The organism is Blastococcus sp. SYSU DS0616 (assembly GCF_054051015.1).
Genome location: NZ_JBJHAJ010000006.1, coordinates 22,739 through 49,399 on the forward strand (window position 1 = coordinate 22,739; position 26,661 = coordinate 49,399).

Below are 26,661 nucleotides of genomic sequence, written 5' to 3' on the forward strand. Positions count from 1 at the left end.
GGTCAGAACGAGGCGTCCAGCTGGGCGAGCAGCGTGGGGCCGTCCCAGGTCGGCGGCGGCATGATCCGCCGGATGGTCAGCAGCGGGTACGCCGGGTCCTGGGGATCGGCGAGCTGGAACGCCGCCCGGTAGCCGGCCGCTGCCACGTGGGGCAGCGCCTCCGGCGACCACATCCCGTGCGGGTAGGCCAGCACCTCCACCGGGTGCCCGAGGATCTCACCCAGCTCGGCCCGCGGCTGGTCCAGCTGCGTCGCCCACTCGTCGCCGGTCAGCCGGTCGACCCGCTGGTGGTCCCAGGTGTGCGCACCGATGGTCATGCCGGCCCGGTCCAGCTCGCGCAGCTGCTCGGCGCTCAGCCAGTCCTTCTTCCCGAGGACCACGGTCATCGGGAAGAAGGCCGCCGGGTAGCCGAACTCCTGGAGCACGGGGAGGCCCACCGAGTGGTGGGTCGCCGAGCCGTCGTCGAAGGTGAGCACGACGGGCCGGTCGGGCAGCGGTGCGCCGAACTGCAGGTGGTCCAGGAGCTCCGGGACGCCGATCGGGGTGCGGCCACCGTCGCGCAGCGCCTGCAGCTGGGCCCGGAAGGCCGCCGGCGGGGTGATCATCGTGCGGGCGTACGCGCTGTCCTCGGCGCGGAACTCGCGCAGCTGGTGGAAGCAGAGCACCGGCACGGTCGACCGGGCCAGCACCTCCTCCGCGGTCGCCGGGGTCGGCGGAGCGCTGGACGGAGCCGGCGTGTCCGCCGGCGTCGGCCTGCCCGGTCCCGAAGTGCGGGGGCTGCGCCCGGTGGGAGCGGCCGAGCGGTCGGCGGCCGGGCCGGAGCAGGCCCCGAGCAGGGTGGCCCCGGCCGCGGCGAGGAACGTCCGTCTGCGCACGGCCCCACCCTCGCGGGCAGCCGCCGCCGGGGCAAGGAGGCCGACCGCGGACCCCGCTGACGGGTGCCGCCGGCGGGCCCCTACCGTGCTCGGGGCGAGCCCGGGGCGGGCCGGGGACGAGGAGGTGCGGGGCCGGATGGACGCTCTCCTCCCGGGCGGGCTGCTGCCCGAGGGGCTCACCGGCGGCGTCTTCCTGCTCCTGCTGCTCGCCGCGCTGACGGCCGGGTGGATCGACGCCGTGGTCGGGGGCGGCGGTCTCGTGCAGCTGCCCGCGCTGCTGCTCGTCCCGGGGATGAGCCCCGTGCAGGCGCTGGCCACCAACAAGCTGGCGTCGGTGTTCGGCACCACGACCAGCGCCGTCACCTACTACCGCCGGGTCCACCCCGACCTGCGGACCGCCCTGCCGATGGCCGGGGTGGCCCTGGTGGGCAGCATCGCGGGGGCCTCGGTGGCCGCGGCGCTCCCGGCCGCGGTCTTCAAACCGGTCATCGTCGTCGCGCTCGTCGGCATCGCCGCCTTCACGCTGCTGCGGCCGTCGCTCGGCGAGGTGACCGAGCTGCGGCACAGCGGGCGGCGGCACCACGGCGTCGCCGCGGCGGTCGGTGCGGCCATCGGGTTCTACGACGGCATCCTCGGCCCCGGGACCGGCTCCTTCCTGGTGTTCGCGCTGGTGTCGCTCCTGGGCTACGACTTCCTGCACGCCAGCGCCAAGGCCAAGATCGTCAACGTCGCCACCAACCTGGGCGCCCTGGTCTTCTTCGTGCCCTACGGAGCGGTGTTCTGGGGCCTCGGCATCCTGATGGGCGCCGCCAACATGCTCGGTGGCTACCTGGGCTCGCGCACTGCGACCACCCGCGGCAGCGGCTTCATCCGCGTCGTCTTCCTCGTGGTCGTCACCGCGCTGATCGGCCGGCTCGGCTGGGACGTCTGGGCCGAGAACATCCGTCCGCTCGTCGACTGACCCGGCGGACCGGTGGACAGCCGGGTCGCCCGCCGACAGACTGCCGGGACGACGCGGACGGCGAGGTCAGCGGGAGGTTCGGATGCCCTATCCCTTCGACCGGGGCGGCAGCGGGACCGGGCCGGACGGCATCCGCCGCTACACCGGCCTGCCGCAGAACCTGGTGCAGCTGCTGCGCGCCGCCGTCGATGCCCACCCCGACGCCGAGGCGCTGGTCGAGCTCGGCGGCGAGCGCGTCACCTACCGGGAGCTGTGGGAGCGGGCGTCCCGCGTCGCCGGCGGGCTCCGGGCGGCCGGGGTGGCGCCGGGCGACCGGGTGGCGAACCGGCTGGGCAACGGCACCGACTGGGTGCTCGCCTTCTGGGGGACGCTGCTCGCCGGCGCCGTCGTCGTCCCGGTCAACACCCGGTTCGCCGAGCCGGAGGTGCGCTACGTCGTCGAGGACTCCGGTGCCGCGCTCGTCGTCGGGCCCGGCGCGGCACTGCCCGACGGCGAGCCGCTCGCCGTCACCGACCAGGGGCACACCGACCTGGCCGGGATCTTCTACACCAGCGGCACGACCGGCTTCCCCAAGGGTGCGATGACCACCCACGAGAACTTCCTGTCCAACGTCGAGACCTGCCTGCGCTGCCTCGGGCTGCCGCGGGACGAGCGGCTCTCGACGCTGATCTCGGTGCCGCTCTTCCACGTGACCGGGTGCAACTCCCAGCTGCTGGTCGTCACCGCGCTGGCCGGGACGTCGGTGATCATGCCGGCGTTCGAGGTCGGCGCCTTCCTGCGGGCGATCGAGGAGGAGCGCATCTCCGTGCTCACCACCGTCCCGGCGATCTACTGGCTGGCGCTCCAGCAGCCCGGTTTCGCCGACGTGGACACCTCGTCGGTGCGGGCGGTCAGCTACGGCGGCGCGCCGATCGCCCCGGACCTGGTGCACCGCATCAAGGCGGCGTTCCCGACGGCCCGGGTGGGCAACGGCTTCGGCCTGACCGAGACGTCCTCGGTCTCGACCTACCTGCCCGACGAGTACGCCGCCGAGCACGCCGACTCCGTCGGGTTCGCCGCCCCCGTCGTCGACCTCGACGTGGCCGATCCGGACCCGGCCACCGGTGTGGGCGAGCTGCTGATCCGCGGCCCGAACGTGGTCGCCGGCTACTGGCGCAAGCCCGAGCAGACGGCGGAGACCTTCGTCGACGGGTGGCTGCACAGCGGCGACCTGGCCCGCATCGACGACGAGGGGCTCGTGTACGTCGTCGACCGCAAGAAGGACATGATCAACCGCGGCGGGGAGAACGTGTACTGCGTCGAGGTGGAGAACGCCCTGGCCGCCCACCCCGCCGTGGGCGAGGTCGCCGTCGTCGGCGTGCCCGACCCGATGATGGGGGAGAAGGTCGGCGCCGTCGTCGTCCCGCGTCCGGGGCAGGAGCTCGACCCGGCCGGCCTGCTGGCCTTCGCCCGTGAGCGGCTCGCCGACTTCAAGGTGCCGCAGTTCGTCTCCGTGCGCGCCGATCCGCTGCCGCGCAACCCCGGCGGCAAGGTGCTCAAGCCGCCGCTGCGCGAGCAGACGGACTGGCAGACCGCCCACTCACCCCGCTGAAGAAGGACCACCCTTCCCCCCACGCCTCGCCCGCTCGGCGCGGGCCCCTGAAGGGTGGCCGTCCGGAACACCGCACAACACCTGGGAGGCCCCGCAGTGCCCACCGTCGAGACCGTCCGTGGCCCGATCGACACCGCCGAGCTCGGTGCGACCCTCATGCACGAGCACGTGTTCGTGCTCTCGACCGAGCACGTGCAGAACTACGGCACCGGCGACTGGTGGGACGAGGACGAGCGGGTCGCCGACGCGGTCGACCAGCTGAACGAGCTCAAGGCGCTGGGCATCGACACGATCGTCGACCCGACGGTGTGGGGACTGGGGCGCTACATCCCGCGGGTGCAGCGGGTCGCCGAGCAGACCGACATCAACATCGTCGTGGCGACCGGGCTCTACACCTACGACGAGATCCCGCACCAGTACGAGCACCGCGGCCCGGGGCTGCTGCTCGACCTGCCGCGTGACCCGATGGTCGACGACTTCACCGGCGACATCCGCGATGGCATCGCCGGCACCGGGGTGAAGGCCGCGTTCCTCAAGTGCGTCATCGAGGCGAAGGGGCTCACGTCGGGCGTCGAGCGGACCGTGCGCGCCGTCGCCGCGACCCACCGGGAGACGGGCGCGCCGATCACCGTGCACACCTCGTCGCACACCGGCGCCGGCCGGCTGGCGGTGCAGGTCTTCGGCGAGGAGGGCGTGGACCTCACCAAGGTCGTCATCGGGCACGCCGGGGACAGCAACGACCTCGACTACCTGAGCGAACTGGCCGAGGCCGGCTGCCTGCTCGGCATGGACCGGTTCGGCCTCGACATCTACAACCCGACCTCCTCGCGGGTGGACACCATCGTCGCGCTGGCCGAGCGGGGCTACGCCGACCGGATGGTGCTCGCCCACGACGCCAGCTGCTACATCGACTACTTCCCGGGCGCCGAGGGGCAGGCCGCGAAGCAGCAGATCGCGCCGAACTGGAACTACACGCACATCAGCAGGGACGTGCTGCCGATGCTGCGCGAGCGCGGGACGACCGAGGAGCAGCTCCGCCAGATGCTGGTCGACACGCCGCGGCGCTACTTCGAGTAGGGCGGGCGGGCCACCCGGGCGCCGTCCGGCGACACGGCCACCGGATCCCCGCGGGGCGTCCGGTGGCCGTGTCCGCGCTCAGCGGCCGGTGAACACCGGCGGGCGCCGGCCCAGGAAGGCCGCGACCCCCTCGGCGAAATCGGCCGTCGCGGCCAGCTCGGCCTGCCCGGACGCCTCCCGCTCCAGGGCCGGCTCGAGCTCGCCCAGGCTCGCCGCGTTGATCGCCGCCTTGGTCCGGGCGAGCGCGGCGGGGGGGCCGGCTGCCAGGCGGGCGGCCAGCTCGGCCCCGTCGGCCTGCAAGCGGTCGTCGTCGACCACCAGGGCGGCCAGACCGCACGCCAGGGCCTCCTCGGCGGGCATCTTCTCGGCCAGCAGGGCCATCCGCATGGCGCGCCCCCGTCCGGCGGAGGCGGCGACCAGCGCGGTGGCGCCGCCGTCGGGCATCAGGCCGATCCGGGTGAAGGCGAGCATGAGGTACGCCGACCGGCTCATCACCACCAGGTCGCAGGCCAGCGCCAGCGAGCAGCCGACGCCCGCCGCGGGGCCGTGCACCAGGGCCAGCACGGGTACCGGGACGTCGCGGATCGCCCGGACGGCCCGGTTGGCCGCCTGCACGGAGACCTCCTCCTCCGAGCCGCCCAGGTCGGCGCCGGAGGAGAAGGCCCGCCCGGCACCGGTGAGGGACACCGCGCGGATGCCGGGGTCCCGGCCGGCGGCGGTCACCGTCGCGGCGAGGTCCTCGAGCAGCTCGGTGGTGACGGCGTTGAGCGACTGCGGCCGGTCCAGGACCAGGCGCAGCACGCCGTCGGTGACGCTGCGCTCGAGACCGCTGGTCGCGGTGCCGGCGGTCACTGCGTCACCAGGGCGTCGCGCCGCACCTGCTCGCGCAGCGGGGACTTGAGGATCTTCCCCGAGGCATTGCGCGGCAGCTCGTCGAGCACCACCACCTTGGTGGGCTTCTTGTACGACGCGAGGCGCGTGCCGCAGAAGTCGATCAGCGCGCGCTCGGCCGGCGGGTCGGCGGGGTCGTGCGGGACCACCACGGCGACGGGCGTCTCGCCCCACCGGGGGTGCGGCCCGCCCACGAGGGCGACCTCACGCACCTTCGGGTGGTCGGCGATCACGGCCTCCACCTCGGCGCTGTAGATGTTCTCCCCGCCGGAGATGATCATGTCCTTGAGGCGGTCGACGACGTAGTAGAAGCCGTCCTCGTCGACGCGCACGAGGTCGCCGGAGTGGAACCAGCCGCCGCGGAAGGCCTCCTCGGTCGCCGTCGGGTTGTTCCAGTAGCCCACCATGGTCTGCGGTCCGCGGTAGACGATCTCGCCGATCTCGCCCTGGGGGACGTCCTCCATCGCCGGGTCCACGACGCGCACGGACACCAGCGGCACCGGCTTGCCGATGGAGCCGATCTTGGTGATGGCGTCCTCGCCGGGGAGCACGGTGGTGATCGGCGACATCTCCGTCTGCCCGAAGGTGCACACGTTCGGCACGCCGGGGAACGCCTCGGCCATGGCGCGCAGCACCGCCGGGGTGGCCGGCGCCGCACCCCAGGCCATGCTCCGCAGCCGGATGTCCCGGCCGGGGATGGTGGGGCTGGCGCAGACCGCCTGCCACTGCGTCGGGACCAGGAAGGCGCTGGTGGCGCCCTCGGCCTCGAGCAGGTCCAGGAACGCCTCGGGATCGAATGCCCCGGTGGGGGTGATCACGGTCGTGAAGCCGAGGACGAGGTTCGGCACGAGCGCGCCGACGGCGGCGATGTGGAACATCGGCGAGGTGACGAGGCTGATCTCGTCGTCCCGGACCAGGCGGAACGCCTGTACCAGCGTGAGCGTCTGCCCCAGCAGGTTCTCGTAGGTGAGCATCGCCCCCTTGGGCAGCCCGGTCGTGCCGGAGGTGTACATGATGAAGGCGACGTCCTCGAGCCGGTCGGGGCCGGCCGCGGGGTGCGGCTCGGAGCCGGTGAGCACCTCCTCGTAGCGCTCGGCACCGGGGCCGGCACCGGCGACGTCCTCCCCGACGACGAGGCAGGGCAGCCCGCCCGCCCGGTCGGCCCGGACACCGGCGACCAGGGGCGCCAACGGCTCCTCGACGACGACCGCGCAGGAGCCGGAGTTCTCGGCGAGGAAGGCCACCTCGGTGGCGACCAGGCGGAAGTTCACCGGGACGGCGATCGCGCCGAGCCGGTTGACCGCGATCAAGGTCTCGACGAACTCCGGGCGGTTGGTGAGCAGCATCAGCACCCGGTCACCGGCGCCGACCCCGCGGTCCTCGAGCGCCCGCGCGAGCCGCCGGGTCCGGTCCTCGAGCTCCCGCCAGGTCGTCGTCGCGCCGCGGAAGCGCAGCGCCGCGCGCTCCGGGTGGGTGGCGGCGTGCTTGGCGACCTGGTGCACCCAGGTGAGCCGCTGCTGCGGGTGGTGGGCGGTGTCCATGCCTGTCGTGTCCTCCCTGCTGGTGCGGACGGTCACCGGGTGGCCGTCCGCGGGTCGTCGTCGATGTCGTCGGAGAGGTGCTGCGGGTTCCAGACCAGCAGCCGGTCGGTGGTCATCGCGTGGAGCGCGGCGGCCAGGTCCGGGTCGGCGACGTCGACGTCGCCGACCCGGATGCGCTCGGCCAGCTCCGTCTCGTCGCGCACGCCGAGGTCGGCGAGCAGCTGCTCGTACCGGGCCTGCGCGGCGGGGCCGAGCTCGAGTTCGCGTTCCAGTGCGGCCAGCAGGTTGGCGGCGACGCGGGCCTGGAAGGAGAGCGTGCCGGTGGTCCCGGGCATCACCTCGCGCTCCAGGAACTCCCGGACGGCGACGACGACCTCGCGGGCGTCGGGGAACGTGTGCAGCATCAGGCCGGCCTCCCGTCGGCGGTGCGGCGGCCGAGCATGCGGAGCAGGTCGAACTCCTGCTCGGCGACCCGCCGGCCGATGGCCGCGAGCTCCACGGAGCGGGTCGCCCCGGAGAAGTGCCGCTGCGCCTGCACCATCGATCCCACGCCCCAGTTGAGGGTGCCCGCGACCTGCCACCAGTGGACGACCTCGGGATCCGGGCGTGCGCCGCCGGCCTCCTCGTAGGCGTCGAACAGCTGGCGGAACCCGCCCACGCCGGCGACCGGCCGCGGGCCGCCGAACCGCCAGGCGCGGATGCTCAGGTAGCCGAGGTCCTCCATCGGGTCCCCCCGGTGCACGAGCTCCCAGTCGAGGACGGCCCGCAGCCCGGTGGGGCCCACGATCACGTTGCCGAGCCGGAAGTCGCCGTGCACCAGGCACGGGTCAGCGGCAGGTCCGGGCCGCGATGCCGCGAGCCAGGCGAACGCCAGCTCCAGCACCGGCCGGGCGACACCGACGGCCTCGTACCGCGCCCGGAGGTCCTCGACGAGGTCGACCCGGGGGATGTCCGGGACCTGGTCGGCGGCGATGCCGTGGATGCGTGCGGCGGCGCGACCCAGGTCGGCGGCGAGCACTTCCCGGGCGGGCGCGTACCGGTCGTCGCGGAGGATCCGGCGGGCGATCGTCTCGCCCTCGACGAAGGACATGAGCAGGTAGGGGGCGCCCAGGACCTCCGCGTCGGCCGACCAGTCGAGCAGCTCGGGGACCGGGACGCCGTGCCGACGGGCGGCACCGATCGCGAGCGCCTCGCGCCGCATCTCGTCGGGGCGCGGTTCCGACGGCGGGTCCCGCCGGAGGACGAGCCGCGGGCCGGACCCCTCGTCGCCTGCCGCGGTGAGCGTCCACGTCTCGCGGCTCGCACCGCCGGACAACCGGCGCAGATCGCGCACGGTGACCGGACGCCCGAGGACCTCCGCCAGCCGGCGCCCGAGCGCGACCGCCAGCCGGTCCACCTCCGACGGTTCGCCGCCGCCGGCCACCTCCGGCCGCATCGCCGCCACCTCCACGGGCACCTTCCTTGAACGCTCGCTCAGGGCACGCGACTCCAGCGGCCGCAGCCAGTGAACGGGATCACGTCGGACCGGCGCAAGGGGTTGACATGGATCACAGTTTGCATTGTCCTATGTAGCGCTCGCTCAGTGAGCGTCCAGCCCGTGGAGCCGCGTCTGAGGCGGTTTCCGCCCAACAGTGGAGGTTGCCTTGAGCCGCCGTCGTCCCGTCGTCGCCATGACCTGCGCCGCTCTCGTGCTGACCGCCTGCGGAGGGCGCGCCGACAGCACGGCCGCCTCCGCCGACGGGGGCGAGTGCGACCCCGGGATCACCGACTCCACGATCCGGATCGGCTCGAGCCTGCCCATGTCCGGCGCGGGCGCGGTGTACGGCTCCATCGGCCGGGCCGCCCAGGCGTACTTCGAGGACCTCAACGCCGCCGGTGGCGTGGAGATGGGCGACGGGGTGACCCGCACCGTGGAGTACCGGGCGATGGACGACGCCTACGACCCGGCGCGCACGGTCAGCAACACGCGCACCCTGGTCGAGCAGGACCAGGTGTTCGCGATGATGAACGTCCTGGGCACCTCGCCCAACCTCGCCATCGGCGACTACGTCGCCGGCAACGGCGTGCCCAACCTCTTCGCCATGACGGGCACGGACGAGTTCATGGCCCAGGACGAGTACTGGTCCATGGGGTTCCTCCCGCAGTACGAGTTCGAGGCCCAGGTCATGGCCGACTACGTGCTGGAGCAGAACCCCCAGGCGAAGGTCGGCCTGCTCTACCAGAACGACGGCTTCGGAAAGGGCATGCTGGCGAACTTCCAGCGGGAGTTCGAGGGCACCGGGGTCGAGATCGTCAGCGAGCAGGCCTACGAGCAGTCCGGTGGATCGGCCGACTCCCAGGTCGTCAACCTCGCCAACTCCGGCGCCGACGTGTGGCTCAACTACGCCACCGGCACCTTCATGACGCAGTCGCTGAAGAAGGCGCACGAGATCGGCTGGCAGCCGTTGACCCTGGTGACCTCCGGGACCAACCACGCGCAGGCCGTCATGCAGCCGGCCGGTGAGGGCGCCGTGGACGCGGTCTCCTTCACCTGGCTCAAGGACGTCTCCGACCCCGGCTGGGCCGAGGACGAGGGGATGCAGGCCTGGCAGGCGTTCGCGGAGAAGCACGGAGGGGACTTCGAGGCCGCCGACTCCACGGCGGCGAACGGCTACACCGTCGCGCAGGCCATGGTGGAGGTGCTCGAGCAGATGGAGGGCTGCACCCGGCAGGACATGCTCGACGCCGCCCAGAACCTCTCGGGTGTCGCGCCCGACCTGTTCCTCCCCGGCGTGACCATGGAGACCTCGCCCGACTACCCCTACACCACCACCCAGGTGCAGATGATGACCTTCGACGGCACCACCTGGGAGCTGCAGGGCGACGTCATCGAGCGGTCCCGGTGACCCGGTGACGGCGACCACCGCGGACCCCGCCCCGGTCGGGGATGCGTTCCTCTCCGTGCGCGACGTCCAGCTCCGCTTCGGCGGCGTCGTCGCCCTGGACGGCCCGTCGTTCGACCTCCGCCGGGGCACCATCTGCGGGCTGATCGGCCCCAACGGTGCCGGGAAGACGACGCTGTTCAACTGCATCAGCCGTCTGTACGAGCCGGACTCGGGCGCGATCGAGCTCGAGGGGCGCAACCTGCTGGCGCTGCGGACCGAGCAGATCGCCGAGGTCGGCATCGCCCGGACGTTCCAGAACCTGGGCCTGTTCGGATCGATGACGGTGCTGGAGAACGTGCTCGCCGGCGGCTACCACCGCACCCGGGCGGGGTTCTGGCCGAGCGCGCTGGGGCTGCCGGGGGTGCGGCGGGAGGAGCGGGCGGAGATCGACCGGGCGCGGGCCCTGCTCGACGACCTGGGGCTGTCGCACGTCTCGTCGTCCCTGGCCGCCGGCCTGCCCTACGGGACCCTCAAGCGGGTCGAGCTCGCCCGCGCGCTGATGGCCAGGCCCCGGCTGCTCATGCTCGACGAGCCGGCCAACGGGCTCATCCACGAGGAGGTCCTCGAGCTGGCCGACACCATCCGGGGGCTCTGCGACGCACACCGCCTCTCGGTGCTCCTCGTCGAGCACCACATGGCGATGGTCATGCGGGTCTCCGACCAGGTCGTGGTGCTGAACCTGGGCCGCAAGATCGCCGACGGGACGCCGGACCAGGTGCGCGCGGACCCCGACGTGGTCGAGGCCTACCTGGGGGCACCGGCATGAGCCTGCTCGAGGTCGAGGACCTGGACGCCGGCTACGGGCCGGTCGAGGTGCTGCACGGGGTGGGCCTCTCGGTGGACCACGGGGAGGTGGCGGTGGTGCTCGGCGCCAACGGGGCGGGAAAGACCACGCTGCTCCGGGCGCTGTCGGGCATGATCCGCGGCAGCGGCCGGGTGTGCTTCGACGGGCAGGAACTCGTCGGGCTGCCCAGCGAGCGCATCGCCGCGCTGGGTGTCGCGCACGTCCCGCAGGGCCGGGGCACGTTCGGCTCGATGACGGTGCAGGACAACCTGCGCGTCGGGGCCTACCTGCGCACCGACCGGGACGAGCGCCGGCACCTGGACCACTGGTACTCGGTCTTCCCGCGCCTGGGTGACCGCCGCGACCAGCAGGCCGGCAGTCTCAGCGGCGGCGAGCAGCAGATGCTCGCCATCGCCCGGGCGCTCATGCCCTCGCCCCGGCTGCTCCTGCTCGACGAGCCGTCGCTGGGCCTGGCCCCGAACACGACCCGCTCGCTGTTCGAGTCGCTGCGGCAGATCAACGCCGAGACGGGCACGGCGATGCTCGTGGTCGAGCAGAACGCCCAGCTGGCCCTGGACATCGGCAGCTCCGCCGTGCTGCTCGAGGCCGGCCGGGTCGTCTCCTCCGGACGGGCCGCGGACCTGCGCGACAACGACGACATCCGCCGGGCCTACCTCGGCTACTGACCCTCACACGGCCCTGCCCCCGGGTGCGGCCGAAGGAGCACACATGGAACTGCTGTTGCAGCAGGTGGTGGACGGCATCGCCACCGGAGCGCTGTACGGGGCGCTCGCGCTGAGCGTCGTACTGGTGTACCGGGCCTCGGGGATCGTCAACTTCGCGCAGGGCGAGATGGCCATGTTCGCGGCCTTCCTCACCTGGCAGCTCTACGCGTGGGGGACCCCTCTCGCCGTGGCGATCCTGATCGCGATGGTGGTCGCCTTCGCCTTCGGCGCGGGCGTGGAGCGGGTGCTCATCCGCCCGTTCGGCACGAGCCCGTCGGCGCATCTCTCCCTCATCATCGTCACGCTGGGGCTGATGCTCTGCCTGACCAGCGGGGCCGGCTGGGTGTGGGGCTACCTGACCAAGGAGGTGCCGCCGGTCTTCGGCTCGGGCGCGGTCGACCTCGGCCCCGCCGCGGCGTCCCGGCAGGCCCTGGGCATCGTGCTGACGGTGGCCGTCGTGGCCGGGCTCCTCTACTGGTTGTTCCAGCGCACCCGGCTGGGGCTGGTCATGCGCGCGGCGGCGAACAACCCGGAGTCGGCCCGCCTGTCGGGCGTGCCCGTGGGGCGGATGCTGCTGCTCGGGTGGGGGCTCGCCGCCGCGATCGGGGCCCTGGTCGGCTCGCTGGCCGCCCCCCAGCTGTTCCTCCAGCCGAACATGATGGCCGCGATGCTGCTCTACGCATTCGCCGCGGCGACGCTGGGCGGCTTCGACAGCCCGGTCGGGGCGCTCGTCGGCGGTCTCATCGTCGGCGTGGTCGAGAACCTGGCGGGCACCTACGTCGACGTCATCGGCAACGACTTCAAGCAGGCGGTGGCCCTGGTGATCATCATGGGCGTCCTGCTCCTCAAGCCCGAAGGGCTCTTCGGCACCAGGACGGTGGCACGGGTATGAGCACGAGCACGAGCACCAGCGCCGGCACCCGCACGAGCGCCCGGCCACCGGCGCCCGGCCGCTCGCTCTCCGGCCGGCTCGCCCTGCTCCGCCAGGCGCAGGCGCCGCTGGACGCACCGACGTGGCTGCGCACCGCCGTCTTCTCGGCCGTGGTGGCGGTCGCCGTCCTCGTGCCGCTGTACTCGCCGCCCTACGTCAACTTCGACCTGAGCATGGTCATGATCTACGCGGTCGTCGGCATGGGTCTGAACCTGCTGACCGGCTTCAACGGGCAGATCTCCCTCGGGCACAGCGCCTTCTTCGCGACCGGCGCCTACATCGGAGCGGTGCTGATCCAGGAGGGCTGGCACTACCTCGCGGTCCTGCCGGTGGCGGTCGTCGCGACGTTCGTCATGGGGTACCTCTTCGGGCTGCCGGCGCTGCGGCTGCAGGGGCTGCAGCTGGCGCTGGTGACCTTGGCGCTCGCGATCGTCACGCCGGCGGCGATCAAGCGGCTGGACGGCATCACCCAGGGCCAGGAGGGGATCAACGTCTTCACCGCCCAGCCGCCGGAGTGGACCGGGCTGGCGCGCGACCAGTGGGTGTACCTGCTGTGCCTGGTCGCGGTCGTGGTGGCCTGGGTGCTCACCCGGCGGCTGGCCACCGGCCGCATCGGCCGCTCGCTGGTGGCCGTGCGCGACCACGAGACGGTGGCGCGCACGCTGGGGGTCCGCAGCTCCCGGACCAAGACGACCGTCTTCGCCATCAGCGCCGCCTACGCCGGGGTGGGCGGCGTGCTCTACGTCTACGCCGTCCAGTTCGTCGGTCCGGACTCCTTCGGCCTGGTCATGGCGATCGCGTTCATCTCGCTCATCGTCGTCGGCGGCCTGGGCACGATCGGCGGCGCGGTGCTCGGCGCCTTCTTCATCACCTACGTGCCGGAGTGGACGGCCGACGTCAACCAGGCCGCGGCCGGGCTGGTCTACGGCCTGTCGCTGATCCTCTTCATGTTCGTCATGCCCTACGGGATCGCCGGGCTGTCCCGGGCGGTGCTCCGGCCGGTGGTCGACCGCATCCCCGGACGCCGGGGGCCGCTGAGCGGCCGGGCGCCGGAGACACCCGCTCCCGTCACCGCGCCGGACACGACGGCGCGCCCACCGGGTGCCCGGGCGGGCTGACGCCCGCCGGACCCCCCGTCCCGACCCCGCCGGCCCGGTCGTCCGCGCCGGCAGAACAGGAGGCCCCCGTGCCCGCTGCGACCGTCGCCCACGGCGAACCGGATCTGCAGGACATCTCGCTGGAGGTGGTCGACGGGATCGCGACGATCACGCTCCAGCGCCCGGACTCGCTCAACGCCTTCACCGACCGGATGGAGGTCGAGCTGCTCGAGGCCCTGGACCGCTGCGACGCCGACGACGCCGTGCGCGCCGTCGTCCTCACCGGGGCAGGGCGTGCCTTCTGCGCCGGCATGGACCTCTCGGCGAGCACGGCCGCGTTCGACGGCTGGCGGACCGACGAGGACGGCGAGGGGCCGCGGATGCGCCGCGACGGCGGTGGCCGGGTGGTGCTGCGCATGTACGAGCTGCACAAGCCGATCATCGCGGCGATCAACGGGCCGGCGGTGGGCGTCGGCATCACGATGACGCTCGCCGCCGACGTGCGCATCGCCGCCGAGGACGCCCGGATGGGCTTCGTCTTCAACCGACGCGGGCTGGTCCCGGAGTCGTGCTCCTCGTGGTTCCTCCCGCGCGTGGTCCCGCTGCAGACGGCGCTCGAGTGGGTGCTGACCGGCCGCGTGTTCCCGGCGGCGGAGGCCCGCGCCGCGGGGCTCGTCCGCAGCCTGCACCCGCGGGCGGAGCTGCTGGAGGTCGCCTACGCGCTCGCCGCGGAGATCGCCGACAACACCGCGGCGGTCTCGGTGGCCCTCGCCCGGCAGATGCTGTGGCGGATGCTCGGCGCGCAGCACCCCGTCGTCGCGCACGAGGTGGAGACGCACGCCCTGAACGTCCGGGGCACCAGCGACGACGCCCGGGAGGGCATCGCCGCCTTCCTGGAGAAACGGCCGGCGCGGTTCCCCGGCGTGGTGTCGCGGGACCTGCCCGACGTCTTCGCGGGACTGCCCGCCCCGGAGTACCGCGAGCCGCTGACCAGCGATCGGGAGGCACGGTGAAGCGCACCCTGTACACGACCGACCACGAGGACTTCCGCGGCGTGGTCGCCGAGTTCGTGGCCCGCGAGGTGGCGCCCCACCTCGAGCGGTGGGACGACGAGCGGCTCATCGACCGCGAGGTCTGGCTCAAGGCCGGTGAGCAGGGCGTCATCGGGCTGTCGGCGCCGGCCGAGCACGGGGGCGCCGGGATGGCGGGCGACTACCGCTACCGCTTCGTCGTCCTCGAGGAGCTGGCCAAGGTCTTCGCCGCGTCGGTGGCCTCCGGGTTCTCCCTGCAGGACGACATCGCGATCCCCTACATCGTCTCCCTGGGCACCGAGGAGCAGCAGCGGCGCTGGCTGCCCCGGATGTGCGCCGGCGAGATCATCGGCGCGATCGCCATGACCGAGCCGGGCACCGGCAGCGATCTGCAGGGCATCCGCACCTCCGCCCGCAAGGTCGAGGGCGGCTGGGTGGTGAACGGTGCGAAGACGTTCATCACGAACGGCATCCAGTCCGACCTGGTCATCACCGTGGCGCGCACCGATCCCGCCGGCGGGCCCGGTGGCTTCAGCCTCCTGGTGGTGGAGCGGGGCATGGCCGGATTCACCCGGGGCCGCAAGCTCAAGAAGGTCGGGCTTCAGGCGCAGGACACCGCCGAGCTGTTCTTCGAGGACGTCTTCGTGCCCGACGAGAACCTGCTGGGCGCCGAAGGCGGCGGGTTCCGCCAGCTCATGTCCCACCTGCCGCTGGAGCGCCTCTCCATCGCCGCCCACGCGGTGGCCGTCGCCGGGGCCACGCTGGCCGCGACGCTGGACTACACCCAGCAGCGGACGGCCTTCGGGCAGCCCGTCGCAGACTTCCAGAACACCCGCTTCGAACTGGCCGACGTCTCGACCGAGGTCGACGTCACCCAGGTCTACGTCGACCGGGCGGTGCTGGCGTACAACGACGGCGAGCTCGGCGCGGTGGACGCCGCCCGGGCCAAGCTCTGGGGGAGCGAGGTGCAGAACCGGGTGATCGACCGGTGCCTGCAGCTGCACGGCGGTTACGGCTACATGCTCGAGTACCCGGTGGCGCGGGCCTTCCAGGACGCCCGGGTGCAGCGCATCTTCGGCGGCACGAACGAGATCATGCGCCAGATCATCGGCCGCGACCTGGTGGGCCGGAAGTGAGCGCCGCGGGCCGGCCCGGTCGGCCGGGAGGACACGCGTGAAGCTCGGACTGGCCCTGGGTTACTGGGGTGCGCGGCAGCCGGAGGGGCAGGCGGAGCAGGTCGCGCTCGCCGAGGAGCTGGGCTTCGAGTCCGTCTGGACGGCCGAGGCCTACGGCTCGGACGCCCTGACGCCGCTGGCCTGGCTCGGCAGCCGCACGGCGCGGCTGGAGCTGGGGACGGCGGTGGTGCAGTTGTCGGCGCGCACCCCGGCCGCGACGGCGATGGCGGCGATGACGCTGGACCACCTCAGCGGCGGACGCTTCGTGCTGGGCCTCGGCGTCTCGGGGCCGCAGGTGGTCGAGGGGTGGTACGGCCAGCCGTACCCCAAGCCCCTCGCGCGGACCCGCGAGTACGTCGAGATCCTGCGCCGGGTGATGCGGCGGGACGTGGTCCGGTTCGAGGGGGAGCACTACACCGTTCCCCATGCCGGGGGCACGGGCCTCGGCAAGCCGCTGCGCTCGACCGTCCACCCGGTCCGCAGCGACATCCCGGTGCTGCTCGCCGCGGAGGGGCCGAAGAACGTCGCGCTGGCGGCGGAGATAGCCGACGGGTGGATCCCGCTGTTCTACTCGCCGCACGACGACGCCCACTACCGCGCGTCGCTGGCGGAGGGGTTCGCCCGGCCGGGCGCCCGTCGCACCCCGGACGACTTCCGCGTCCCGTGCATGGTCGGCGTCGAGATCGACGACGACGTCGAGGCCGCCGCCGACCGGGTGCGCCCGATGCTCGCGCTCTACATCGGGGGGATGGGCGCGCGCGGCGTCAACTTCCACTACGAGGTGCTCGCCCGCATGGGCTTCGAGGCCGAGTGCGCCCGCATCCAGGACCTCTACCTCGACGGACGCAAGGACGAGGCGGTCGCCGCCGTGCCGTTGGCGATGGTGGAGAAGGTGGCCCTGGTCGGCCCCCGGGAGAAGATCGCCGACGACCTCGCCGCCTGGGAGGAGTCCCTGGTGACCACGATGCTCGTCAGCGGATCGGCCCGGACCCTGCGCACCATGGCCGAGATCGCCGGCTGAGCCGCCCGGCGGCGGGGGGAACCGCCGCCGGGCCGGCCGGCGGGTGCTCAGCGCCGCGTGTAGACCGGGGACCGCTTCTCGACGAACGCGGCCGTCGCCTCGCGCGCGTCCGCGGTGAGCGCGGTGATGACCTGCTGCCGGTTCTCGAACTCGATCGCCGCGGCGAACGACGCCGTCTCCAGGGCGATCCACATGCCCTGCTTGGTGAGCTCCACGGACGCCGGCGGGTTGCGCAGGATCTCCTGCGCCGTGGCCAGCGCGCGGTCGACCAGCTGGTCGTCGGCCACGACGTCGACCACCAGGCCCATCGTCCGCGCCTCCTCGGCGGTGAACCGGCGCCCGGTGAGCATCAGCTCGTGCGCGCGGCCCGCCCCGACGATGCGGGGGAGCAGCCACGACACCCCGATGTCGCACGCGGAGTACCCGGCGCGGATGAAGCCGACGGCGAAGACGGCCGATCGGGCGGCGATGCGGATGTCGGAGGCGCAGACGAGCGCCAGACCGCCACCGGCCGCCGGGCCGTTGACCGCGGCGATCACCGGCTGCGGGAGCCGGTGCAGCTGCTCGGCGAGCCGGGCGATCTCCCGCTGCCGGTCCAGCGCCGCCAGCACGGTGACGTCGCGCTCGACCCGCTGGTCGTCCCCGTCGTAGCCGTGCAGGTCCAGGCCGGCGCAGAACGCCCGCCCGGCGCCGGTCAGCACGACGACGCGGCACTCGCGGTCCGCGGCGATCGCGGTCAGGGCGGCGCCGAGCTCGGCCACCAGCTCGGCGCTCATCGTGTTGAGCCGGTCGGGGCGGTCGAGGGTGACGGTGGTGACCCCGGGAACGGGTGTCGTCAGCCGGACGAGGGCCATGGCGCACTCCCTTAACGATCGATCACTACCAGCCTAGGGTGGGTGGGCCAGCGGAACCAGGGTCCTGGGAGGAAATCGCCAGGGGTGAGCAGCAGCGGGTGACCACCACGGTCGTCGACGGGGTCGCGTCGGTGACCCTCGACCGCCCCGACAAGCTGAACGCACTCGATCCGGCGATGTTCGAGGCGCTGGTCGACGCCGGGACCGCGCTCATCGAGCGGGACGACGTCGGCGCCGTGGTGCTCGCCGGCGCGGGCCGCGCGTTCTGCGCCGGCCTGGACTTCGCGCAGTTCGCGGCGATGCGGGACGGCGCGCGCGGGGACGTGGTGGCCGACCGCCCGCAGCTTGGCGCCGCACGAGCGCTGGCTCAGCAGGCGGTGCACGTCTGGTCGCTGGTCCCGGCCCCGGTCGTCGCGGCGGTGCACGGCGTGGCCTTCGGGGGAGGGCTGCAGGTCGCCCTCGGCGCCGACATCCGGATCGTCGCCCCCGACACCCAGCTGTCGGTGATGGAGATCCAGTGGGGGCTGGTCCCCGACATGATGGGGACCCAGCTGCTGCCCGAGCTGGTCGGCCGGGACGTCGCGAAGGAACTGGCCCTCACGGGGCGCAAGGTGGACGGCGCGGAGGCGGTGCGGATCGGTCTGGCCACGCGGCAGGCCGACGACCCGCTGGGCGCCGCCCGGGCGCTGGCCGAGGAGATCGCGGGGCACGGCCGCAACGCCCCCCGCGGCGTGAAGCGGCTGGTCGACCTCGCCGGCCGGGTGCCCCTCGAGGAGGGGCTGCAGGCCGAGCAGGACGTCATCCGCGCCCTCATCGGTTCCGAGGAGCAGGTGGCCGCCGTCCGCCGCCGTCTCGCCCGCTGACCTGGTGCCCGCATCGGCCGGCGGCCGCCCGAGGGCAGCCGCCGGCCGATGCGGTCTCAGGCCTGGTGCCGGCGCCGCCCGGCGAAGCCGAAGAGCGTGCCGGCGACCTTGCGGATCTGGATCTCCTCCGCGCCCTCGGTGATCCGGTAGCGCCGGTGGTGCCGGTAGATGTGCTCGAAGGGCTGGTTGCGCGAGTAGCCCTCGCCGCCGTGGATCTGCATGGCCCGGTCGGCCGCGTCGCAGACCAGGCGGTTGGCCCGGTAGTTCGCCATGGAGACGTACTCGCTCACGTCCGTCGGATCGCCGGCCTCGTCGAGGGTCCAGGCCGCCTTGCGCACCAGCCCCCGGACCATCTCCGCCTCGGTGTGCAGCTCGACGAGCGGCCACTGGACCGCCTGGCGGCGGGACAGCGGCTCGCCGAACGTGATGCGCTCCCGGGCGCGGGCGACGGACCGGTCGATGCAGAACTGGGCGGCGCCCAGGCTGGAGGCGGCCTGGCGGATCCGGTTCTCGTGCAGGAAGTGCTGGGCGATGGTGAGCCCCTCGTCCTCGGCCCCGAGAATGGTGCTCGCCGGCACGCGGACGTCGCGCAGCGAGACGTTCGCGTGATCGGTCGGCATGTTGAAGGTCCAGTCGTAGCTGGTGACCTCCAGGCCGGGCGTGCCCATCGGCACCACGAAGGCGGTGATGCCGCGGGCGTCGCCGTCCTTCCCGCTGGTGCGGGCGAAGACGACATCGTGCGTCGCGCTGTGCACCCCGGAGTTCCAGCGCTTGCGACCGTTGATCACCCACGAGTCGCCGTCCCGCACGGCGCGGGTCTCCATCCACGTGGCGTCGCTGCCGTGGTCCGGCTCGGTGAGGGCGAAGGCCACCCCCCGGGTGCCGGTGATCATGCCCTCGATCAGGTCGTCCTTCTGCTCCTGCGTGCCGAACTCGTGGACGATCATCACGAACGGGAGGTTCGCGACGACCGAGGACTCGTTCTGCAGGTCGTTGTGCAGGCCCAGGCCGCGGTGGGCCAGGTGCTCGCGGACGACGGCCATCTCCAGGTTCGTCGCGCCCCGTCCGCCGAGCTCCGCAGGCAGGGCGTACCGGAAGAAGCCGGCCGCGTCGGCCCGGCGTTTCATCTCGGCGAGCAGCTCCTCCCACTCCCGTCGGGGGGTGCCCCCGGCCTCCCAGTCGGTGCGGGCCCACTCCCGCCGGTGGTCGAAGTACTGCTGGTTCTCCTCCTCCAGCGGGAGGATCTCCTTGTCGATGAACGCGTCGAGCTCGTCCAGGAAGCGCTGCAATCGGTCGGGGAGCACGAAGTCCATGGTCATCCGTCCTAGCGTGTGTTTTAGTGAGCGCTAGGTTAGGGCCCTCCGGGCGGGGCGTCCAGGGTCTGCGGCGCCGCGAATCCGAGGGGCCGCCGGGGGGCCGGCCACCGGACGCGTCCGGGACTGCTCCGTCATCGCCACCTGGTCCGCCGCGGCGGACCGACCACCACCGGGAGAGCTGGTGCACCGTCATCCCGACCTCGCGATCGATCCCCTCGCGCCCTCCGCCGCGCTGAGCCGGCGGGCCGGAGCCGCCTCCGCACCGGCCGCCGGGAGCACGCGGTGAGCGGGCTGTTCGACCTGACCGGGCGGGCCGCGCTGGTCACCGGCGGCGGCTCCGGCATCGGGCTGGGCATGGCCAGGGCGCTGGCCGGCGCCGGCGCGGCCGTGACCCTGTGGGGGCGCAACGGACAACGCGTCCGTGCGGCCGCCGACGCGCTCCGCGGCACCGGCGCCGACGCGCACGCGCAGCAGGTGGACGTGTCCGACGAGGCCGCCGTCGCCCGCGGGATGCGCGCGGCGGCGGACCTCCTCGGCGGGCTCGACGTCGTCGTGGTCAACGCCGGTGTCGGGTTGCCGCTCGCCCCGCTGGTCCAGGCGTCCACCGAGGACTACCGGGCGACGATGGCGACCAACCTCGACGGCGCCTTCTGGACCGTCCGGGAGGCCGCCCGGGTGATGCTGGAGTGCGGCAGGCAGGGGCGCCCGGGCGGATCGATCATCGCCGTGGCGAGCCTCGCGGCGATCGAGGGCGCCGGGCGCAACCACGCCTACGGCATGGCCAAGGCCGGCCTCACCGGGCTGGTCCGGTCCTCGGCCGTCGAGCTGGCCCGCCACGGCATCCGGGTCAACGCCGTCCTCCCGGGGTGGATCGCCACGGACATGACCGCCGCCGCGCAGACGTCGTCGACCGTCACCGACCGGGTGATCTCCCGCGTCCCCGCCGGCCGCTGGGGCGAGCCGGACGACTTCGCCGGCGTCGCCGTCTACCTGGCCGGCGACGCATCGGCCTACCAGACCGGCAGCACCGTGGTGATCGACGGCGGCTACAGCGTCTTCTGAGCACCGGCTCCCGATGCTCCGGTCGCGGGGCGGTCGAGGCCGTGCCGACCGGCACGACCAGCCGGCCCGGTCAGCAGGTGCGCGCCGGGGGCGGTGCGGGGCCGATCCGGGCCGGGCGCCGTCCCGGAGCGGCGCCCGGTGCGCTCAGCGACCCCGCGGTGGCCGGGCGCGGCGCAGCCGGCCGAGGAACCGGCCGGGCGCCGTGGCCTCCGGGCGCTCCGTCGGGAGGGCGATCGAACCGGCCGTGCGCCGGAGCTCCGTCTCGAGGTCGGACCGCCGGCGCTCGAGCTCGGTCACGTCGGCCAGCAGCGCGGCCCGGCGCTCCGCGGCCTGCGCATCCAGGCGGTCCCGGAGCGCCGCCGCCTCGTCGTCCGCGCGCCGGCGTTCCGCCCGGGCGGTCGCCAGCATCCGGACGACCTCGTCCCTGCCCTGCACGCGGAGGTGGGCCACATCGGCCGCGGCCTGCTCCCCGAGACGAGCGGCCTGGTCGGCGGCGCGCTGCTCCACGGCGCGCGCGGCCGCCGCGCGGGCCTCCGCCTCGGCCGCGGCGTCCCGGCGGGCCTGCTCGGCGTCGTCGACCACCCGCTGCGCCGCCGCGACCATCGCCTGGGCCCGCGTGGCGGCGTCGGCGATCGTCTCGCCGGCCCGCGCCCGGGCATCCGCCAGCTCGGCCTCGGCGCGGGCCGTGAGCTCGTCGGCCTGCCTGCGGGCCGTGGCGCGGAGGGCCTCCGCCTCGGCCGTGATGCCCTCGGCCTGGTCGGCCGCCGCGGCGAGCATCGACCCGATGCGGTCCGACAGCCGCAGGAACTCGCCGCCACCGGCGGAGTGGTCGAGCAGCTGGCGCGCGTCGTCGAGCGCGGCCTGGGTCTGCAGGCAGCGGGCGAGCAGGTGCTCCCGCTCCCGGTCCGCCGTGGCGAGTTCGTCCTCCGCCCACTGGACGTAGGTGTCGACCTGGAACCGGTCGTAACCCGCCAGCGCCCGGCCGAACATCGGCGCGGCCCGGAAGATGGTGGGCAGGTCCCCGGAGACGTTCGGCGGCGTGCGCTCGGCCGGCGGTGCGCTGCCGATGACCTCGACAGCGCTCTGGTCCTGCGTCGCAGTGCTCATGCCGCTGCCTCCTCCTGTGCTGTTCCGGCGACCATCGCGCTGACGCTAGGTCGGCGGAGCGGCGGCGCGCCCGTCCAGCACGGGGCTCGTCACCCGGCGGGGTGGGGTGCGCACCCGGTCCGGCCGTCGCCTCCGGTGGCCGTCGCCCTGCGTGACGTCCCCCGGTGGGGTGAGTGGCGCCGCGCGGGCGTTCACGGCCGGCCGGCGCGGGGCACACCGTGGCGCATGGCACCGTCCAGCTCCGCCCCGGCCCCCGGCAGCATGACCGTCGACGTCCTGTTCCAGTGGGAGGTGCTGGCCACCGTCGTGCTGGTGGCGGCCGTCCTGGCGATCGCCGCCGTCGTGGCGCTGTCGGCCGCACCGGGGGCGGGCGACCGCTCCGAGTGGCAGCGCTGGCTGGCCGCGCGGTCGCGGACGGGTGCGGAGCCGGGCGGACCGCGCGCGGACGGCTGACCCGCCGCAGCGCGTCGGGCGGAGCCCGGTCAGGCCGTGGAGAGCACGACCTTGTACTGGCCGGGACGCGGCTGGATCGCCGCCGCGAAGGCGGCCTGGACGTCGTCGACCGGGTGGACGTCGCTGACGTAGACGTCGCGCAGCTCCGGGTGTGCGGCGAGGTAGGTGCCCGCGTCCCGCAGCACCCGCGCGCGCTCGAGCGTGACCCCGGCGCGCAGGGTCAGGTTCTTCCGCAGGAAGGTGATCATGTCCAGCGGGTAGACCGGGTCGTCGGGGATGCCGAAGTAGAGCAGTTCGCCGCCCGGTGCGACGGCGACCAGGCAGTCCTGCAGCGTCGTCACCTGGTGGCCGACGGCCTCGACGACGACAGCGGGCCGGTCGGCGTCGCCGAGGGACGCCGCCCACAGGCTCGCGCCGGCGGTCACCGTCTCGTCGACGCCGAAGACGTCGGCCGCGGCGCTGCGGTCGACCCGGTCGACCCCGACGACGACACCGGCGCCGCGCTGCTTGAGCACGTGGCTGAACAGCAGCCCGATGGGCCCCTGGCCGACGACGGCGACCACCTTCCCCCGCACGTCACCGAGCTGCTCGGCGGCGTAGAGGACACAGGCGAGCGGCTGCAGCATCACGGCCGTGGTCGGCGCCAGCGCGGTGTCGTAGCCGGCCAGCCCGTCGCCGTCGGTGACGACCAGCTCGGCGATCCCGTCGAAGGCGGCCGCCCAGCCGACGACCAGGTCACCGGGGGAGTGCGCGGGGTGCCGGCTGGCGACGACCTCGCCGACCACCTCGTGCAGCGGGAAACCGGGCGCCCGCGTCGTCCGGTTCGCCGGGTCCGCGGCGTGCAGGAACGGCGCGCCCTTGAAGAACGGCAGGTCGCTGCCGCAGATGCCGCCCGCCCTGGTGGCCAGCAGGACCTGCCCGTCCGCCAGGTCCTCGGCGCGCGGCGCGGTGACCTCCACCCGCTCGAAGGTGAACGGTCCGCTCAGCCGCTGCGCCCACACGCCGGTCGCCTCCCGTCGCCACGGTCGCCGTGGCGCGGCCGTCCGGGAAGTGAACCAGCGCCCGGCCCCGAGCGCAGCGGGACACCGGTCGAAGGCCGGGTCGGTGCCGCCGGGATACTGGGCAGGTCGCGCACGCGCGGCGACGCGTCGGCGCACCGGGCCGGCGGTTCCACGGTCGAGGAGGTCCCGGACGTGCCCAGAGCGCTGCTGCTGGAGAACATCGACCCGGTCGCGACCGAGATCCTCGGTGCCGCCGGTTACGAGGTCGAGTCGCTGCGGGGTGCGCTGGACGAGGCCGACCTGATCGCCGCGCTCGACGGGGTCGACGTGCTCGGTATCCGGTCCAAGACGCAGGTGACCGCCGAGGTGCTGCGCAGCCGTCCGGGCCTCTCGGCGCTGGGCGCCTTCTGCATCGGCACCAACCAGATCGACCTGACCGCGGCCGCGGCGGCGGGCGTGGCGGTGTTCAACGCGCCGTTCTCGAACACCCGCAGCGTGGTGGAGATGGCGATCGCCGAGATCATCATCCTGGCCCGGCGGCTGGTCGACCGCGACCGCGCGCTGCACGCCGGCACCTGGGACAAGTCGGCCGCCGGCAGCCACGAGATCCGCGGGCGGACGCTGGGCATCGTCGGTTACGGCAACATCGGCAGCCAGCTCTCGGTGCTCGCCGAGGCGCTCGGCATGCGGGTGCTCTTCTACGACCTCGAGGACAAGCTGGCCCTCGGCAACGCGCAGCGCTGCGAGACCCTCGACGAGCTGCTCGAGCGGTCGGAGACCGTCACGCTGCACGTGGACGGGCGGGGCGGCAACGCGGGCATGTTCGGCGCCGAGCAGTTCGCCCGCATGCGGCCGCGCAGCCTGTTCCTCAACCTCTCCCGCGGGTTCGTCGTCGACCACGAGGCGCTGCGCGAGAACATCCTGAGCGGGCACATCGCCGGAGCGGCGGTCGACGTCTTCCCCGAGGAGCCGCGCGAGCAGGGCGACGCGTTCACCTCCGTGCTGCGCGGCCTGCCCAACGTGATCCTCACCCCGCACGTCGGCGGCTCGACGCAGGAGGCCCAGCACGACATCGGGCGGTTCGTGGCCGGCAAGCTCGTCGACTACACCGCCACGGGGACGACGACGCTGAGCGTCAACCTCCCCACGGTCGTCCTGCACAGCACCTCCGCCGACCGCTTCGCGCTGCTGCACCGGAACGTCCCGGGCGTCCTGGCGCGGGTCGACGCGCTCGTCGGCGAGCACGGCCTGAACGTGGACGCCCAGGTGCTGGCCACGCGCGGGGAGCTGGGTTACGCGGTCACCGACGTCAGCGACCCGCTGCCGGCCGATCTGCTGGCCGGCCTCGCCGCCCTGCCGGAGACCGTCCGCCTGACGAGGTTCGGCCCCCGGGCGGACTGACCCGCGCGGCCTGGCCGGGGGGCCGGCGCCTCGGTACGGTCGCGGCGTGCGGCTCCCCGACGGTCTCGTGGCCGTGGTGAAGCGCGACTGCCCCACCTGCGTCCTCGTCGAGCCGGTGCTGCGGCAGCTCGGCGCCGCCGTCTGGTGCCAGGACGACGCCGGGTGGTTCGACGGTGACGACACCGGCCTGGAGCTGTCCTACCGGCTGGGCATCGAGACCGTGCCGACCCTGCTGCGCGTGGCCGACGGCGCCGAGACCGCCCGGGTGGTCGGGTGGAGCCGCGAGCAGTGGGTCGAGCTGACCGGGGTCCCGGGACTCGGTGCGGGGCTGCCCGAGCACCGGCCCGGCTGCGGCTCGCTCTCGGTGGACCCCTCGCGCGTCGACGGGCTGGAGGCCCGCTACGGCGGCAGCGGGCTGGCGAGCCGGCGGGTCGAGCTCGCCGAGCTGGAGGACGAGCACGAGGCGCTGTTCGACCGCGGCTGGACCGACGGGCTGCCCGTCGTCCCGCCGATGCCGGAGCGGGTGCTGCGGATGCTGCGCGGCACCACCCGCGATCCCGCCGAGGTCGTGGCCGTGGTGCCGCCCGACCTCGTCGAGTGCACGGTGGAGAAGGTGGCGGTCAACGCGGTCATGGCCGGCTGCCTGCCCGAGCACCTGCCGGTCGTGCTGGCCGCCCTGGAGGCCGCCGCCGCCGCGGAGTTCGCCCTGCACGGGCTGCTCGCGACGACGTACTTCTCCGGGCCGCTCGTCGTGGTGAACGGACCGGTGGCCGCGCGGATCGGCATGAACAGCGGGGTCAACGCCCTGGGGCAGGGCAATCGCGCCAACGCCACCATCGGCCGCGCCCTGCAGCTGGTGGTCCGCAACGTCGGTGGCGGCCGCCCCGGTGAGGTCGACCGGGCGACGTTCGGCAACCCGGGCAAGTTCACCTTCTGCTTCGCCGAGCGCGAGCACGACAGCCCGTTCACCCCGCTGGCCGCCGACCGCGGCGTCCCCGGGAACGCCGTCACCGTCTTCGCCGGGGCGGGCGTGCAGCCGGTGGTCGACCAGCTCAGCCGCGATCCCGGGTCGCTGGCCCGCACGTTCGCCGCGTGCCTGCGGGTCAACGCCCACCCCAAGCTGCCGATGGCGTTCGACGCGATGCTGCTGGTCTCGCCCGAGCACGGCCGGGTGTTCCGCGACGCCGGCTGGGACCGCGCGCGGCTGCTCGCCGAGCTCGAGGACCTGCTCACCCTCCCCGCCGACGAGCTGGTGCGCGGTGCCGGTGGCATGGCCGAGGGGATACCCGCCGGTCCGGCCGGGGGCGACCTGCCCAAGTTCCGGCCCGGCGGTCTGCTGGTCGCGCACGCCGGCGGCGACGCCGGGTTGTTCAGCGCGATCATCGGGGGCTGGGTGGCCGGGGAGACCGGGAGCGTCCCGGTGACCAGAGAGGTGCATGCATGAGGACCGTCCTGGACCCGACCGGGGAGCAGCGGGCGGCCGCCCGCGAGCTGCTGCCCCGCCCTGCCTCGCTGCGCGGCCGCCGCGTGGGGCTGCTCGACATCAGCAAGGCGCGCGGCGACGTCGTCCTCGATCGCCTGGCCGAGCTGCTCACCGCTGACGGGGCGGTCGTGCGCCGCTACCGCAAGCCGACCTTCGCCCGCACCGCCCCGGTGGACCTGCGGCACGAGATAGCCGAGCAGTGCGAGGTGGTCATCGAGGCACTGGCCGATTAGGGCTCGTGCACGTCGTGCAGTGTGCACGACATCGCCGACCTCGAGCGCCGCGGCGTCGTCGGGGTCTTCCTCGCCAGCGAGGCCTTCGCCGAGGCCGCCCGGGTGCAGGGTGCGGCGCTGGGCTTCCCCGCGCCGTGCGTGCTGGTGCCGCATCCGGTCCAGGACCGCACCGACGCGGAGCTGCGGTCGGCCGCGGAGTCGGCGTACCCCGCGGTGCTCGCCGCCGTCACCGCGGCCTCCGGCGGGTGACGTGGGACGCCCGCG

General features: G+C 74.0%; 25 protein-coding genes and 1 pseudogene. 17 read left to right on the top strand and 9 right to left on the bottom strand.

From position 1 onward, the window contains the following. Positions 1–2: 2 nt before the first annotated feature. Entirely contained in the window at positions 3–875 is an 873-nt protein-coding gene (locus ACI79K_RS06075) for a polysaccharide deacetylase family protein (protein ID WP_456599232.1), read from the bottom strand. A gap of 136 nt (positions 876–1,011) precedes the next feature. On the opposite strand from ACI79K_RS06075, the gene ACI79K_RS06080 reads away from it, so the two are divergent. From ACI79K_RS06080 to ACI79K_RS06090, 3 genes are all read left to right on the top strand, one after another. After that, entirely contained in the window at positions 1,012–1,836 is an 825-nt protein-coding gene (locus ACI79K_RS06080; protein WP_456588001.1) for a sulfite exporter TauE/SafE family protein, read from the top strand. Positions 1,837–1,918: 82 nt separating this feature from the next. Next, on the top strand, positions 1,919–3,427 hold the full coding sequence (locus ACI79K_RS06085) for a class I adenylate-forming enzyme family protein (protein ID WP_456599233.1): 1,509 nt from the start codon (positions 1,919–1,921) through the stop codon (positions 3,425–3,427). A 96-nt stretch (positions 3,428–3,523) separates the two neighbouring features. Beyond that, on the top strand, positions 3,524–4,504 hold the full coding sequence (locus tag ACI79K_RS06090; protein WP_456599234.1) for a phosphotriesterase family protein: 981 nt from the start codon (positions 3,524–3,526) through the stop codon (positions 4,502–4,504). Between the two features lie 78 nt (positions 4,505–4,582). Here the strand turns inward: ACI79K_RS06090 and ACI79K_RS06095 are convergent, their stop codons facing one another. From ACI79K_RS06095 to ACI79K_RS06110, 4 genes are read right to left on the bottom strand one after another with little or no spacing between them, the layout of a single operon-like run. Continuing rightward, the gene (locus ACI79K_RS06095; RefSeq protein ID WP_456599235.1) at positions 4,583–5,356 is read right to left on the bottom strand and encodes an enoyl-CoA hydratase-related protein; all 774 of its coding nucleotides are present in this window, start codon (positions 5,354–5,356) and stop codon (positions 4,583–4,585) included. Beyond that, positions 5,353–6,936: a long-chain-fatty-acid--CoA ligase gene (locus ACI79K_RS06100; RefSeq protein WP_456599236.1), complete on the bottom strand. Its 1,584-nt coding sequence runs from the start codon at positions 6,934–6,936 to the stop codon at positions 5,353–5,355. Before ACI79K_RS06100 ends, ACI79K_RS06095 begins: the two co-directional genes overlap by 4 nt. 32 nt (positions 6,937–6,968) lie before the next feature. After that, complete coding sequence (locus tag ACI79K_RS06105) at positions 6,969–7,340, bottom strand: DUF6285 domain-containing protein (protein ID WP_456599237.1); 372 nt, start codon at positions 7,338–7,340, stop codon at positions 6,969–6,971. Beyond that, the gene (locus ACI79K_RS06110) at positions 7,340–8,386 is read right to left on the bottom strand and encodes a phosphotransferase family protein (protein WP_456599238.1); all 1,047 of its coding nucleotides are present in this window, start codon (positions 8,384–8,386) and stop codon (positions 7,340–7,342) included. The genes ACI79K_RS06105 and ACI79K_RS06110 overlap by 1 nt, the downstream gene beginning before the upstream one ends. A 220-nt stretch (positions 8,387–8,606) precedes the next feature. Between ACI79K_RS06110 and ACI79K_RS06115 the strand changes: the two genes are divergently transcribed. From ACI79K_RS06115 to ACI79K_RS06150, 8 genes are all read left to right on the top strand, one after another. Next, positions 8,607–9,821, top strand: coding sequence for an ABC transporter substrate-binding protein (locus ACI79K_RS06115; RefSeq protein WP_456599239.1), 1,215 nt, complete (start codon positions 8,607–8,609; stop codon positions 9,819–9,821). A 4-nt stretch (positions 9,822–9,825) separates the two neighbouring features. Then, positions 9,826–10,626 carry an ABC transporter ATP-binding protein gene (locus ACI79K_RS06120; RefSeq protein ID WP_456599240.1) on the top strand — a complete coding sequence of 267 codons (801 nt, stop codon included), beginning with the start codon at positions 9,826–9,828 and terminating at the stop codon, positions 10,624–10,626. Further along, entirely contained in the window at positions 10,623–11,330 is a 708-nt protein-coding gene (locus tag ACI79K_RS06125; protein WP_456599241.1) for an ABC transporter ATP-binding protein, read from the top strand. Before ACI79K_RS06120 ends, ACI79K_RS06125 begins: the two co-directional genes overlap by 4 nt. 43 nt (positions 11,331–11,373) lie before the next feature. Further along, positions 11,374–12,261, top strand: coding sequence for a branched-chain amino acid ABC transporter permease (locus ACI79K_RS06130; RefSeq protein ID WP_456599242.1), 888 nt, complete (start codon positions 11,374–11,376; stop codon positions 12,259–12,261). Beyond that, complete coding sequence (locus ACI79K_RS06135; RefSeq protein WP_456599243.1) at positions 12,258–13,418, top strand: branched-chain amino acid ABC transporter permease; 1,161 nt, start codon at positions 12,258–12,260, stop codon at positions 13,416–13,418. The genes ACI79K_RS06130 and ACI79K_RS06135 overlap by 4 nt, the downstream gene beginning before the upstream one ends. A gap of 68 nt (positions 13,419–13,486) precedes the next feature. Next, a complete protein-coding gene (locus ACI79K_RS06140) occupies positions 13,487–14,410 on the top strand; it encodes a crotonase/enoyl-CoA hydratase family protein (protein ID WP_456599244.1) in 924 nt (307 codons plus the stop codon). Further along, positions 14,407–15,564, top strand: coding sequence for an acyl-CoA dehydrogenase family protein (locus ACI79K_RS06145; protein ID WP_456599245.1), 1,158 nt, complete (start codon positions 14,407–14,409; stop codon positions 15,562–15,564). The genes ACI79K_RS06140 and ACI79K_RS06145 overlap by 4 nt, the downstream gene beginning before the upstream one ends. Positions 15,565–15,601: 37 nt before the next feature. After that, on the top strand, positions 15,602–16,624 hold the full coding sequence (locus ACI79K_RS06150; protein ID WP_456599246.1) for an LLM class F420-dependent oxidoreductase: 1,023 nt from the start codon (positions 15,602–15,604) through the stop codon (positions 16,622–16,624). Positions 16,625–16,671: 47 nt separating this feature from the next. On the opposite strand, the gene ACI79K_RS06155 is transcribed toward ACI79K_RS06150, so the two are convergent. After that, on the bottom strand, positions 16,672–17,478 hold the full coding sequence (locus tag ACI79K_RS06155) for an enoyl-CoA hydratase/isomerase family protein (protein ID WP_456599247.1): 807 nt from the start codon (positions 17,476–17,478) through the stop codon (positions 16,672–16,674). A 98-nt stretch (positions 17,479–17,576) separates the two neighbouring features. Here ACI79K_RS06155 and ACI79K_RS06160 point away from each other — a divergent pair, with 98 nt between their 5' ends. Further along, the gene (locus tag ACI79K_RS06160) at positions 17,577–18,341 is read left to right on the top strand and encodes a crotonase/enoyl-CoA hydratase family protein (RefSeq protein WP_456599248.1); all 765 of its coding nucleotides are present in this window, start codon (positions 17,577–17,579) and stop codon (positions 18,339–18,341) included. 56 nt (positions 18,342–18,397) lie between these two features. Here ACI79K_RS06160 and ACI79K_RS06165 read toward each other — a convergent pair whose 3' ends face one another. Then, positions 18,398–19,660: an acyl-CoA dehydrogenase family protein gene (locus ACI79K_RS06165; protein WP_456599249.1), complete on the bottom strand. Its 1,263-nt coding sequence runs from the start codon at positions 19,658–19,660 to the stop codon at positions 18,398–18,400. Positions 19,661–19,939: 279 nt separating this feature from the next. Here ACI79K_RS06165 and ACI79K_RS06170 point away from each other — a divergent pair, with 279 nt between their 5' ends. After that, positions 19,940–20,719: an SDR family NAD(P)-dependent oxidoreductase gene (locus ACI79K_RS06170; protein ID WP_456599250.1), complete on the top strand. Its 780-nt coding sequence runs from the start codon at positions 19,940–19,942 to the stop codon at positions 20,717–20,719. Positions 20,720–20,863: 144 nt separating this feature from the next. Here ACI79K_RS06170 and ACI79K_RS06175 read toward each other — a convergent pair whose 3' ends face one another. Beyond that, entirely contained in the window at positions 20,864–21,826 is a 963-nt protein-coding gene (locus ACI79K_RS06175; protein ID WP_456587997.1) for a hypothetical protein, read from the bottom strand. A gap of 225 nt (positions 21,827–22,051) precedes the next feature. Between ACI79K_RS06175 and ACI79K_RS06180 the strand changes: the two genes are divergently transcribed. Next, the gene (locus ACI79K_RS06180; protein WP_456587996.1) at positions 22,052–22,279 is read left to right on the top strand and encodes a hypothetical protein; all 228 of its coding nucleotides are present in this window, start codon (positions 22,052–22,054) and stop codon (positions 22,277–22,279) included. Between the two features lie 29 nt (positions 22,280–22,308). Here ACI79K_RS06180 and ACI79K_RS06185 read toward each other — a convergent pair whose 3' ends face one another. After that, a complete protein-coding gene (locus ACI79K_RS06185) occupies positions 22,309–23,280 on the bottom strand; it encodes a zinc-binding dehydrogenase (protein ID WP_456587995.1) in 972 nt (323 codons plus the stop codon). 192 nt (positions 23,281–23,472) lie between these two features. On the opposite strand from ACI79K_RS06185, the gene serA reads away from it, so the two are divergent. From serA to ACI79K_RS06200, 3 genes and pseudogenes are all read left to right on the top strand, one after another. After that, on the top strand, positions 23,473–24,681 hold the full coding sequence (gene serA, locus ACI79K_RS06190) for a phosphoglycerate dehydrogenase (protein ID WP_456599251.1): 1,209 nt from the start codon (positions 23,473–23,475) through the stop codon (positions 24,679–24,681). Positions 24,682–24,727: 46 nt separating this feature from the next. Beyond that, positions 24,728–26,125, top strand: a complete 1,398-nt coding sequence (locus ACI79K_RS06195; protein ID WP_456599252.1) for a thioredoxin family protein — start codon at positions 24,728–24,730, stop codon at positions 26,123–26,125. Further along, a pseudogene (locus ACI79K_RS06200) lies at positions 26,122–26,646 on the top strand (UGSC family (seleno)protein). Before ACI79K_RS06195 ends, ACI79K_RS06200 begins: the two are co-directional and overlap by 4 nt. Positions 26,647–26,661 lie beyond the last annotated feature (15 nt).